General features: G+C 70.7%; 12 protein-coding genes. 4 read left to right on the top strand and 8 right to left on the bottom strand.

Annotation, left to right across the window (positions count from 1 at the left end; genetic code table 11):
* Positions 1-143: 143 nt before the first annotated feature.
* The 7 genes from QWU11_RS08780 to QWU11_RS08745 all read right to left on the bottom strand — a co-directional run bounded on the left by QWU11_RS08780 (position 144) and on the right by QWU11_RS08745 (position 8,410).
* Positions 144-674 carry a hypothetical protein gene (locus tag QWU11_RS08780; protein ID WP_290104552.1) on the bottom strand — a complete coding sequence of 177 codons (531 nt, stop codon included), beginning with the start codon at positions 672-674 and terminating at the stop codon, positions 144-146.
* 337 nt (positions 675-1,011) lie between these two features.
* Entirely contained in the window at positions 1,012-2,154 is a 1,143-nt protein-coding gene (locus tag QWU11_RS08775) for an acyl-CoA dehydrogenase family protein (protein WP_290104551.1), read from the bottom strand.
* A gap of 99 nt (positions 2,155-2,253) precedes the next feature.
* Positions 2,254-3,336, bottom strand: coding sequence for a succinyldiaminopimelate transaminase (gene dapC, locus QWU11_RS08770; protein ID WP_290104691.1), 1,083 nt, complete (start codon positions 3,334-3,336; stop codon positions 2,254-2,256).
* A 69-nt stretch (positions 3,337-3,405) separates the two neighbouring features.
* Complete coding sequence (fdxA, locus tag QWU11_RS08765; RefSeq protein WP_290104550.1) at positions 3,406-3,732, bottom strand: ferredoxin; 327 nt, start codon at positions 3,730-3,732, stop codon at positions 3,406-3,408.
* A gap of 677 nt (positions 3,733-4,409) precedes the next feature.
* Complete coding sequence (locus QWU11_RS08755) at positions 4,410-5,294, bottom strand: enoyl-CoA hydratase-related protein (protein ID WP_290104549.1); 885 nt, start codon at positions 5,292-5,294, stop codon at positions 4,410-4,412.
* A gap of 1,232 nt (positions 5,295-6,526) precedes the next feature.
* Positions 6,527-7,483 carry a hypothetical protein gene (locus QWU11_RS08750; RefSeq protein ID WP_290104548.1) on the bottom strand — a complete coding sequence of 319 codons (957 nt, stop codon included), beginning with the start codon at positions 7,481-7,483 and terminating at the stop codon, positions 6,527-6,529.
* Between the two features lie 30 nt (positions 7,484-7,513).
* The gene (locus tag QWU11_RS08745) at positions 7,514-8,410 is read right to left on the bottom strand and encodes a hypothetical protein (protein ID WP_290104547.1); all 897 of its coding nucleotides are present in this window, start codon (positions 8,408-8,410) and stop codon (positions 7,514-7,516) included.
* Between the two features lie 210 nt (positions 8,411-8,620).
* Between QWU11_RS08745 and QWU11_RS08740 the strand changes: the two genes are divergently transcribed.
* The 4 genes from QWU11_RS08740 to QWU11_RS08725 all read left to right on the top strand — a co-directional run bounded on the left by QWU11_RS08740 (position 8,621) and on the right by QWU11_RS08725 (position 11,437).
* On the top strand, positions 8,621-9,370 hold the full coding sequence (locus tag QWU11_RS08740; protein ID WP_290104546.1) for a class I SAM-dependent methyltransferase: 750 nt from the start codon (positions 8,621-8,623) through the stop codon (positions 9,368-9,370).
* A 22-nt stretch (positions 9,371-9,392) separates the two neighbouring features.
* The gene (locus QWU11_RS08735) at positions 9,393-10,013 is read left to right on the top strand and encodes a hypothetical protein (RefSeq protein ID WP_290104545.1); all 621 of its coding nucleotides are present in this window, start codon (positions 9,393-9,395) and stop codon (positions 10,011-10,013) included.
* A gap of 111 nt (positions 10,014-10,124) precedes the next feature.
* Positions 10,125-10,709, top strand: a complete 585-nt coding sequence (locus QWU11_RS08730) for a hypothetical protein (protein ID WP_290104544.1) — start codon at positions 10,125-10,127, stop codon at positions 10,707-10,709.
* Positions 10,703-11,437, top strand: a complete 735-nt coding sequence (locus tag QWU11_RS08725) for a hypothetical protein (protein WP_290104543.1) — start codon at positions 10,703-10,705, stop codon at positions 11,435-11,437. The genes QWU11_RS08730 and QWU11_RS08725 overlap by 7 nt, the downstream gene beginning before the upstream one ends.
* Positions 11,438-11,451: 14 nt before the next feature.
* On the opposite strand, the gene rraA is transcribed toward QWU11_RS08725, so the two are convergent.
* Entirely contained in the window at positions 11,452-11,931 is a 480-nt protein-coding gene (rraA, locus tag QWU11_RS08720) for a ribonuclease E activity regulator RraA (protein WP_290104542.1), read from the bottom strand.
* Positions 11,932-11,940: the final 9 nt, after the last annotated feature.

The raw sequence follows: 11,940 nt of genomic DNA, 5'->3' as shown, positions 1-11,940 counted from the left end.
GCCCTAACAGCAGGGCCGGTCGCCCGTGGAGGCGCTGTCCTCCGGTCGGGGCGGGCCGGCACGGACGAGGCCCGTCTCGCCGAGTCGGCGGGACGGGCCTGTTCTCGTTCGCTGGGGTCGTTCCGTGGCGTCACGGAGGCCGATCAGCCCCAGGACTTCGCCTTGGACCTGGCCTTGCTCGCCTTGGCCTTCGCCGCGGCGATCTGGGCCGCGGCCTGGGCACGCGACTGCTTACGCGCCGACTTCAGGCCCGACTTCGCCTGACGGCGGGTGCTCTTGATCTGGGACTTGGCCGTACGCGCGGCGGCGTGCCAGGGGTTGGAGTTCCGGCGGGCCCGGCGGCGGAGCATCCATGCGACGAGGACGGCGGCCACCCCGGTGGCGGCGGCCCCGGTCCGGACCGCCGGGTTCGAGGCGGCGGCGGACGCGTCGCTCTCCCGCGCGCGGGAGGCCAGGTCGGTGACCTTGTCCTTGGCCTGCGTGACCTTGTCCTGCGCGGCCTTCACGGCCTGGTCGGTCTGCCCGGCCACGGCCTCCTTGGTCTGGGCCGCCTTGGCCTTCGCGCGCTCCTTGACGTCGTCGGCCTTGCCCGACAGCGTCTCGGTGCCGCTCGCGACGTCCTCACGCGCCTGCGCGGCCGCGTCCCGTGGCAGGTCGTTTCCGTTGGCGGTCATCAATGGCTCCTTTTCCGGACGATCGTCGTTTCCGTCCTGCTATCGGGCGGCCACTTCGTCGGGGTAGGAGAAGCACCGCCCGCATCACGGCCTCCGCACCCGGCGGGCGCGTTTCTCTCGGCCATCTCAGCTCTGTATCTCACGTCGAGACCCCCGATGCCCTGGGGATGCATCCCTAAACGCGCCCACCCGGCACGCCACCGCACGATGCCGTACGCCGATGCCGTGGCCAGCGGATACACCCCTGCCAAGCCATTCGGAGACATGGTGCCCGAAGAGCACCGGAAACGACGCCGTACGGATTCTGACGTCGATCGACCAAGCGGCCGTACGAGCCTCAGACGTCGAGGCTCCGGCCGATGATCTCCTTCATGATCTCGGTCGTACCGCCGAAGATCGTCTGGATGCGGGCGTCGAGGTAGGCCTTGGCGATCGGGTACTCCGTCATGTAGCCGTACCCGCCGTGAAGTTGCAGGCAGCGGTCGATGACGCGGTTGCACAGCTCGGTGTTCCACCACTTGAGCATCGAGGCCTCCTCGGTGCCGAGGCGGTTCTCGACGTGCTCCGACACGCAGCGGTCCGTGAACGACCGGGCGATCGTGAGCTCGGTCTTCATCTCCGCGAGGGTGAACCGGTTGTGCTGGAACCGCCCGATCGCCCGGCCGAACGCCTCGCGGTTGCGGCAGTACTCCACGGTCTCCTCGAACGCCTTCTCCGCGCCGGCCAGGGAGGTGACGCCGATGGTCACGCGCTCGCGCGGGAGGTTCTGCATGAGGTAGATGAAGCCCTCGCCCTCCTCACCGAGGAGGTTCTCCTTGGGGACCCGTACGTTGTCGAAGTAGAGTTCGGCGGTGTCCTGCGCGTGCAGGCCGATCTTGTCCAGGTTGCGGCCGCGCTCGAAGCCGATCATCCCGCGCTCGACGACCAGCAGGCTGATGCCCTTGTGGCCGGCCTCCGGGTCGGTCTTGGCGACGACGATGACGAGGTCGGACAGGATGCCGTTGGTGATGAACGTCTTCTGCCCGTTGAGGACGTAGTCGTCGCCGTCCTTGACCGCGGTGGTCTTGATGCCCTGCAGGTCGGAGCCTGCGGACGGCTCGGTCATCGCGATGGCCGTGATGATCTCACCGGAGCAGTAGCCGGGCAGCCAGCGGCGCTTCTGCTCGTCGGTGGCGAGGCGGCCGAGGTATCCGCCGTTGATGTCGTTGTGCACCGCGAAGCCCGGGCCGTGGACGCCCGCGCGGGCGAGTTCCTCGTTCATGACGACGTAGTAGCGGTAGTCGGTCTCCCCGCCGCCGCCGTACTCCTCGTCGATGTCGATGCCGAGCAGCCCCTGCCGCCCCGCGGCCAGCCACACGTCGCGGGAGACGACACCGTCCTTCTCCCACTGCTCGTGGAACGGCGCGACCTCCTTGGCGATGAAGGACCGCACGGTGTCGCGGAAGGCCTCGTGTTCCTCGCTGAAGATCTCGCGCTGCATCGCCTGGCTCCTCGGACGGGTGTAAGTAGAACCTTATTCGGTTCCATGTAACACCATGGCGGCGGAGCCGCACAGTCCGCGTACGGCCGGATCGGCCGGTCAGGCCATGAGGCGCGCCGCGGCGGCGGCGACCCGTTCGTCCGTCGCGGTGAACGCCGCGCGTACGTGCTGCGCGCCGCGTGTGCCGTAGAACTCCCCCGGTGCTACGAGGATGCCCAGTTCGGCCAGGGTCTTAACGGTGTCCCAGCACGGCTCGTCGCGGGTCAGCCAGAGGTAGAGGCCGCCCTCGGAGTGGTCGACGCGGAAACCGCAGGCCTCGAAGGCGGTGCGCAGGGCGTCGCGGCGGCGAGCGTAGCGGGCCCGCTGCTCCTCGACGTGCTCGTCGTCGCCGAGCGCCGCCGCCATCGCGGCCTGGATCGGCGCGGGCACGATCATCCCGGCGTGCTTGCGGACCTCGAGCAGCTCTTTGACCAGCCGTGGGTCCCCGGCGACGAAACCGGCGCGGTAGCCGGCGAGGTTCGACCGCTTGGACAGCGAATGCACGGCGAGAAGACCGGTGTGATCTTCGCCGCACACGTCCGGGTGGAGTACGGAGACGGGCTGGGCCTCCCAGCCGAGTTCGGCGTAGCACTCGTCGCTGATGAGGATCACGCCGCGCTCACGAGCCCAGTCGACGACCTTGCGCAGGTGCTCGGCGGGCAGCACCTGACCGGTCGGGTTGGACGGCGAGTTGATCCAAACGATCTTCGGCGTCTGCGGGCCGAGCGTCAGCAGGCCGTCGACGGCCTGGGAGGTCGCACCGGCGATACGCGCGCCGACGTCGTACGTCGGGTAGGCGAGGCCGGGGATGGCGACGGTGTCGCCGGGCCCGGCGCCGAGCAGCGTCGGCAGCCACGCGACGAGCTCTTTGGTGCCGATCACCGGAAGGACGGCCGCCGGATCGGCCACGACCCCGAGTCGCCTGCTCAGCCAGCCGGCGGCGGCGTCACGGACCTCGGGAGTGCCGTACGTCGCGGGATAGCCGGGCGCGTCGGCGGCATCGGCCAGCGCCCTGCGTACGAGCTGGGGCGTGGGGTCGACCGGCGTGCCGATCGACAGATCGACGATGCCGTCCGGGTGGTGCTGTGCCTGTGTCTTGTACGGGGCCAGCAGGTCCCACGGGAAGTCCGGCAACGTCTTGATCATGCGTCTCCCAGCTGACGCGCGCCGCCCGCCTACGAGAGACAGACGGCGCGCTCGTTCATCCGGTCCTCAGGCCTCGTCGCCCTGAGGCGGCAGCACCGACACGACCGGGTGGTCCTTGTCGATCTTGCCGACCTTGGACGCCCCGCCCGGTGAGCCCAGTTCGTCGAAGAACTCCACGTTGGCCTTGTAGAAGTCCTTCCACTGATCGGGCGTGTCATCTTCATAGAAGATCGCCTCGACCGGGCACACCGGCTCACATGCGCCACAGTCGACGCACTCGTCCGGATGAATGTAGAGCATGCGCTTGCCCTCGTAGATGCAGTCGACGGGGCACTCTTCGATGCATGCCTTGTCGAGCACGTCCACGCAAGGCTGCGCGATGACGTAGGTCACGTCGTACTCCTCAACGTCTGTGGCCGTCGCCACGGCTCGCAGCGGTTCCTTGCCTAGTATTGCCGTTATCAGTCACACGTTTCGACATGGGGGGCGTCACATCGCACCGCAATTTTCCGCTCGGTACGTCGTAGCCGTATCCCCCTCCGACGTCGGGCGACGCGTGTCGCTCCGCCGACGGCTGCCTAACGGAGCGTACAGCGATGTTGTCGGAAACCTACAGGCATGGGCTGATGGGGTGCTAAAGGTACGTCGCCGGGACGACTCCGTGGTGGCGGTCGCCGAAGCCGACCTGGTCGCGGGCAAGGTCGTACCTCCCCCACCACCGCGCCGGAGATCCTCCCCCGACTCGGGCGCCTGAACACCTGACCGAAGCCCTCTATCCGGGGCTGACGGGCCTTCTTCGCCCTGGTGGGCAGACATGGCCTCACCGTCGGGTCGGCCCGGTCTGCCAAGCCCGGGTGTCTGACGGCCGAGGCCGGTACGCCGCGGACCCTCGACCGAGCGTGCGGCAGAACCCCGCAGGCTCGCCGGCGCCCGGGCCTTGTCGCCTGGCGGGTACGACTTCGGTGTCGTCGCCGCGGCGTCGAGGGCCATGGGGTGGGCCACAGGCCGTTTGGCCGGCCTGGGTGGCGTCGAGGGGCGTGACGGCCGAGCCCGATACGGCACCGGGCAGGTTAGATGATCCCGCCCTGGTCTTCCGGCCAGAGGGGTACTTCGGCGGGAAGATCTTGGCTCATCTTCATCGGGAAGCCGGCTGGGCGCTTCTCCAGAAAAGCCGTGACTCCTTCGGCGGCGTCCGGGGCCGCGCCGAGGATCCGCATCAGAGCCGAGTCGGCCCGGTGAGCGTCCCAGGGCGTGGGCGAGCCGAGCCCCGACCACATGAGGCGGCGGATCGCCGCGACCGCCACAGAGGAGGTGTTGGCCGCGATCTCGCCCGCGAGTTCGTATGCCGCGTCTAGGAGGGCCTCCGCCGGATAGAGGCGGGATACGAGACGACCGCGCAGTGCCTCGTCGGCGTTGAAGACCCGGCCGGTCGCGGCCCATTCCATCGCCTGGGAGATGCCGACCAGCCGAGGCAGGAACCAGCTCGAGGCCGCCTCGGTGACGATCCCCCGCCGCGCGAACACGAACCCGAAGCGCGCGCTGTCGGCGGCCAGCCGGACGTCCATGGGCAGCGTCATCGTGATCCCGACACCGACCGCGGGACCGTTGATCGCCCCGATGACCGGTTTGAGCGACCGCGCGATCCGCAGCGCGACCGTACCTCCCCCGTCCCGGGGCGAACCGTCCTCGAAGACCTCCCGATCGCCGAGCACGTGCTTGGAAGCCTCATGGTCGAACGTCCCGGCCCCGCGCTCCAGATCGGCACCGGCACAGAACGCCCGCCCCCGACCGGTGACGACGACGGCCCGAACCTCGTCATCGGCGTCGGCGCGGTCGAACGCCTCGATGAGCTCCCCGCGCATAACGAGCGTGAACGCGTTGAGCCGTTCCGGACGGTCGAGCGTGATCGTGGCGATCCGGTCGGCGACGGAGTACTCGATCTCGGTGAACGACACTTCTGCTCCCTGCGGACGGGGAAGGTGGGTGAACCGAATTCTAGAACGCACCCGGCCAATCGCCTCCTGAGCGGGCTCCAACGATCGCGGGAACGCGCGCATCGCACCGGGAAGGCGCCATCAACGAGGGCGCCGGAATGGCCCGCGAAGCATCGCTCAGGCGGCTCACGGCCGACAGACGCAGCACTGACCGGCGCATACCACCCTCAGGACAAGCCCGGCCGCCGCAGACCGACCAGACCGGTCACGTGGTCCAGCGGTGGCGTGTTGTCGCGTCTCCCCAGGCGTCTCCTCTCGGTCTCCCCTCGGCCAGGCCCGGGGCGCGCGTGTGTCCTCTGCGAGGCCCCGGGACATCGGCAGCGCTGGGGCAGCCCTCGCCGCCTCAGCCTCGCGGAAGGCCGGCTGCAGGCTCGCCGGCTCTTCCCACCGCCCCCTCAGGCGCGGTCAGCCCGGCAGGCGCGGTGGTGGGACGGTGGGGCGGCATCTACGTCCGGAGGCCGCCGACCGACCCGGTGTCCGCGGACTGGTCGACGTCCGGAGAGCGACCCGGCGTCCGCGGGCCAGCGCCCGCCCGGAAACCCGCCCCGCGTCGCAGACCAGCTCCCACCCGGAAACCCGCCCCGCGTCCGCAGACCAGACCAGACCAGACCAGACCAGACCAGCGGGGCGGCGTGCCGCATACACCGACCTCCAACCGCTACCGAGCGCGGTGGAGGAGCTGGCCCGGCGGCGGGAGGAGCGTCATGCGCCTGACACGGCGCCCGGAAACCGGCCTACGCCGCAGGCCGGCCCGGCGTCCGGAAACCGGCCCGCGTCCACAAACCCGCCCGCGTCCGGAAACCGGCCCGCGTCCACAGACCGGTCAGCAGCGCCCGTAAACCAACGCGCGTCTGCCGGGCGGCCGGAGCGCCCCACGTGGTCCAGCGGCGGTGCGTTGTCGCATCTCCTCAGACGGCCGCTCTCGTTCTCTCCTCCGGGCCAGGTCCGGACTGGACCCGCGCGGTCAGGCCTCCAGCAGGGCTCACACCTCCCTAAGCGTCTCCCTCTCGTTCTCCCCGCCCGGGCCGGACCCCGGGCGGCCGCGGCTGCCCCAGCAGGGCTGTCGCACCTCCCTAAGCGGCCCCTCTCGTTCTCTCCCCGGCCCGAGCCCGGGCTGTCCGGGCTTCCCCGGCACGGGTTCCGGCTGGGCGCGGGAGTCCGGGCTCCCCCGCGCGGGCTCCGGTTGGGCTTGGTCAGGCCTCGCTTTCGGCGGGGTGGAGGTGTGGGGAGTCTTCGTCGGCCGGGCAGCCGACCAGTGGGGGCATCGAGGGGACCAGGACCTCGCGGGCCCAGGTGGCTCGGGTGCCCGGGTAGTCGGACGGTGGGGCGACCTTCAGCGTTGTGCGGGAGATCGGGATCAGGCGGGTCGTTATCGGGTGGCTGTCGACGAACGGGGTGGCGGCCCAGAAGTTCCAGAAGTCCTCCGGGTCGATTTTCGGGTGGTCGTGGACCGGGCGGGTCGCCTTGCCCGGGTGGTGGCGGGCCCACTGCCACTGGTCGGTGAGCAGGCGGCAGGCCAGGGAGCGCAGCAGGTTGAGGGCGGCCAGGTCGTGGGCGCAGGCGACCTGGTCGATCACCAGGTCCGGCAGGCCGAAGCGGCGCAGGCCCAGCAAGGTCAGGCGGAGGCACGAGCACGTCTCCATCGCCCGCAGGTCGCCGTCGTGGCGTGGGCGGGCGGTGCCGCCCTCGAACTCGTACCGCGTTCCGAACCACTGGTCGCCCATCCGGAACCAGCCGCGCTCCAGCCGGGCCAGGCCGTCGCGCAGGACGACCTGGCGGGCCTGCGGGTCGATCAGGGTGCCGGCGCAGGCGTCGGCGATGGCTCGGGCCACCGCGCGGGCGGTCTGCTCGCCCCGGGGCTGGGCCGCCGTCGGGGCGCGGTGGACGACCAGGATCTGGTGTGAGGACTCCCGGACGCGACGGCGGTCGTCGTCGGAGGCCAGCAGGCCGTCCAGGCGCCACGTCGCCTCGTCGGCGGCGATCGTGAAGACGCCCAGCCTCGGCGTCTTCAGCGCCTCCACGGCGGCGGGGCGGAACTCCTCGGCCACCCGCCACGGCACGGCCGCGCGCGGGTCGTCGAGTGGATCGTTGGTGGCGATCACGTAGTGCGAGGTCACCGTCTCCGGGACGGACAGCACGAGATGGGACATGACCCTCTCCTCAAAGATCGATGAGCCGGCTCAGGCGGCCGTCCGCCGCGGGGCCTCCGGGACGTAGGGCATGGCGAGATCGACGACGTCGTTCCACCATTCGCGGACCGGGGCGGCGAAGTCGGCCGGCGGGCCGACGGCGACGTACGGAAGCGTCTGCGGGCCGTCCTGGGGCGAGCGCACGAGGCGGACCCGCACCCGCCCGCCGGACGTTTCTCGGGGCTCGGCCGCCCAGTAGCGCCAGACGTCGCGGCCCTCGACCCACGCGTGCCGCTGGAGCCGGCGCGACCGGGCGCCCGGGTTGCAGGCGAGCCAGTCCCAGTGCTCGTGCAGGAGCGTGACCGCCAGGCACCGCAGCAGCGTCACCGCGGCGAAGACGTTGCCGAGCGGGACCTTTCGCGCCTCCAACTCGGGCAGGGCGAAGCGATGCAGGCCCGCGGTCGTCAGGTGCAGGCCGCCCGTCGAGTCTCCTCCGGAGATGAAGGTGGCCAGCCACTCGTCGGCCAGGCAGAACTCCGGGTGCTCCGCGCCGTAGCGGAAGTCGTGCGGCAGCACCTGGTGCGACCAGGCGTCGTAGACCACGCCCTCGCACGCCTCGGCGACCACCCGGGCGATCGCCCGGGTCGCCTGGCCGTGGTCGGGCTGGGAGACCGGCGGGATGTGGCCCATGACGACGACGTGGTGGGTGAGCTTGGGCAGCAGGCGGCGGTCCTCCGGCCGCGCCCACGCCGCGCCCTCGATCAGGTCGGCGTAGCCCGACTCGCCGGCCGGCAGCGTGCGGACGCGGACCAGCGGCGTGCGGAGGAGGTCGGCGGCTAACGGGTGGCGTGTCCGGGCGCGTGCCACTTGAGCGGGGTCGTGCGGGGGCTGCGCGGTGGCGACGACGAAGGGCGTCGTGACGGTCTCCGGCACGGAGATGTCGATCATCTGAAGGCCTTCCCGGGGGACGGTGTTGACGACAGCCTGACGTGGTGGGGGTGGGGCGCGAAAGGTCGCGTGCGCAGGCTGTGGATAACGTCGCGCGGCCCACACCGACCAAGATCCACCAGGCGAAACACCAGTGACAGGAGTCACTTTCGGCGATCCACGATGCGAGACGTAACGGCACCTACTGGCTTTGTCGGATATGTTTCCGCCATGCAATGGGCCGTGGCGACGTACGACACAGCGTTCGGCTACGTGTCCGCGCACGGTGCGCCGCTGATCGATCTGCTCGATCCCAAACCGGACGAGCGCATCATCGATCTCGGCTGTGGCACCGGTGGGATGACCGTGGAGATCGCCGCGCGCGGCGCGGACGTGCTCGGGATCGACGGCTCTGTCGAGATGGTGAACACCGCGCGCTCGGAGCACCCGAACCTGTCCTTCGCCGTCGGGGACGCGCACGACTTCACCACCGGCGACCAGTACGACGCCGTCGTGTCCAACTCCGCCCTGCACTGGATGACGCGCGACCCCTCCGCGGTGATCTCCCGCGTACGGGAGGCACTGCGGCCCGGAGGGCGGTTCGTCGCGGAGATGGGCGGCGCGGGCAACTGCGCCGACCTGATCACGGCCGTCCAGACCGCCTGGCGCGTCTTCGGCCTGCCCAAGCCCGAGTTGCCCTGGTACTTCCCCACCCCCGGCCAGTACGCCGCGCGGCTGGAGGAGGCGGGCTTCACCGTACGGCTCATGGAGTTCTTCGACCGGCCGACGCGTCTCGCCGAGTGTCCCGACGGTGCCGCCGACTGGGTCCGCCTGTACGCGCCGGAGCTGATCGCCGAGCTGCTCCCCGAGGTCGCCGGGCCGGTCCTGGACAAGGTCAACGAGCTCGCCGCCCCCGCCCTGCGCCGGGAGTCGGGCTGGATGGCCGACTATGTAAGGCTCCGCTTCGCCGCCGTACGCTGAACGGTCTGGGTAGGGTCATGGTGTGTTGAGGCTGTACGACGGAAAGACCCGGAGCGTCGAGGAGATCCCCACGACGCGCGCCGGTGTCGTGCGCATCTCGTGCTCCGGTGAGCTGCGGCCGCTGCTCGTCGCCGACCTGATCCGCCGGGTCGTCGGGCACCACCGGCTCCGCGCGATCGGCGTCTGGACGCCCGTCGAGGGTGCCGAGGCCCTCAACGTACGGCCCGCCGAGCTCTCCGACGGCGAGGCCGACGTGCACGTCGGAGAGACGGTCGGCCGCTTCGAGATGGCCGAGACCGACGGGATCGACCCGCTGGCCGTACGGCTCGCGCTCCTGCGCCGGCACTACCGGTCCGACGTGCGCCTCGGCGAACAGGATCTTGCCGAGGCCGACGCGTCGCTGACCGCGCTGCGCCGGCAGGCGGCCGGATGGGCGGAGGCGCCGGGCCGGCCGGTGCGGCGGGACTATGTCAAAGAGGCCGTCGAGGCCCTGGACGACGATCTGAACACCCCGGCCGTCTTTCCCGTGCTTTCCCGGCTCGCCGAGGACGCCGATGTTCCCCCCGGCGCCCGGTTCGAAACAATGATCATGCTCGACATGATCCTCGGGCTTGACCTGGTCGCTCTCGTCGGACGCCTCTAATACGAAATAGGTTTGGACCGTTTTCCGGGTTCTGCCAAAGGTCTTTTCTTACCCCTACGGTCTCAGTAAGCTCAACAGGTAATTTTGCCCCGATGCCAGCGAGAATTGACCATGCGATTCCGTAAGTGCGTCGGCACGTTCCTGCTGATGGGCTTGCTGGCGGCCTGCGGCGGCCGCACCGAGGGTGGCGGCTTCCACCCCAGCGGCAGGGCCCCGGCCGACGGCTCGTCAGCCGGTCCCCCGGGCTCCTCGGCCGGCGGCGTGGACGCCGTCGACGGCAACCCGGGCGTCGGCACCCCCGCGCCCAAGGCGCCGCAATCGGCGCTCGCCGCCTATCGCGCCTATCAGCTCGCCTACGAGAAGGCCTACCGCACCAACGACGCGAGCGTGCTCAACCCGGTCGCCATGGATCCGCTCCTGGCGACAGTGGCCAAGGACATCGCCTCCGTCCGCGCCGACGGGCTGATCTGGCGCTTTCACAACGCCATCAACCCGCACGTCCAGGGCAAGTCGACCGACGGCGCGACCGTCGTCATCCTCGACTGCCTGAAAACCCTCGGCTCGTACAAGTTCGACGCCAAGACCGGCAGGCGCATGGGCACCTGGCGCGGCGGCGACTCCGAATACCAGGCGACCATGCGCTACTCCAGCGGCATCTGGAAGATCTCCGAAGCGACAGAGGGCGGAAAATGCTGACCAGGTTCTCTTCGGCCATCGTGACCGTGGTCCTCGCCGGCGGCGCGATCCTGGCACTCGACGCGACATCCGCCTCGGCCTGCGGCCCTACCGGCCACGTGTGCGCGGCCACCGGCCGGACGATCCCCGGCCGCCCGGCGCCCAAGGGCGGCGGCGGGGGTGGTGGTGGGGGCGGCGGCAAGGCCGCGCCCATGCCGTGCCCCGGAGCCGTCAACTGCAACGCGATCGGCGCCGGCGCCGCCGCCGCGCCGGTTCAGCGGGTCCCGACGATCGACGTCGCCTACAACGCCGAGAACCAGCTCGCGCTGCCCGCTCCGCACGTCCACACCTCGCCTGACGGGAAGACCTACGTCGACCTGAGGACGGGGCTCTGGGTGGCTCCAGGGGACTTCGCCCGCGAGACGGCCGCGGCGACAGTGCCCGGCCAGGTCGTGACCGCCGTCGCCACCCCGAAGGACGTCACGTGGAACATGGGCGAGGGCACGGTCGTGTGCGGGACCGCCGGCAGCGCCACCGGAAACGGCTGCGGCTACACCTACAAGCGCTCCTCGGCCGGCCAGCCGGACGGAAAGTACGCGATCTCGGTCACCGTCACCTGGAGCGTCTACTGGACGTGCGCCGGTGACTGCGACGCCGCGCAGGGCACATTCGCGGACCCGACCATGGCGATGACCACCAACACCACCCTGGCCGTCGGCGAGGTGCAGACCGAGTCACGGCCGGGCTAGAACCCGCGCGGGACCTAGAGAAGATCGCGGGCGGCGAGGACGATGCCGTCCTCGTCGCTGTAGAGCCACATGCCCGGCCGGATCTCCGCCTCGCCGAAGGACACCGGCACGCCCGTCTCGCCGGCGCCCTCCTTGGCGCTCCGGCGCGGGTTCGAGCCCAGCGCCTTGACCCCGAGGTCCAAGGTCCGCAGCGCCGCCACGTCGCGCACCGCGCCGTTGATCACCACGCCCGACCAGCCCTGCTCGACCGCCGAGGCCGCGATCATGTCGCCCATCAGCGCCGTACGCAGCGAGCCCGAGCCGTCCACGACCAGGACGCGGCCCGAGCCGGGCGTCGCCAGCACGCTCCGCAGGAGGGCGTTGTCCCCGTGGCACCGCACCGTCTCCACCCGGCCGCAGAAACGCTCACGCCCCCCGTACGAGCGGAACTGCGTCGAGCATCCGACCAGTTCGCCGCCGAATTCGTCCACTAGGTCAGCCGTCGCGAAGTTCACGCCGAAACT

The organism is Actinomadura sp. DC4 (genome assembly GCF_030406325.1).
Classification (GTDB): Bacteria; Actinomycetota; Actinomycetes; order Streptosporangiales; family Streptosporangiaceae; genus Actinoallomurus.
Note: the sequence above shows the minus strand (reverse complement) of the source record. Positions and strands in the feature narration are given on the sequence as shown.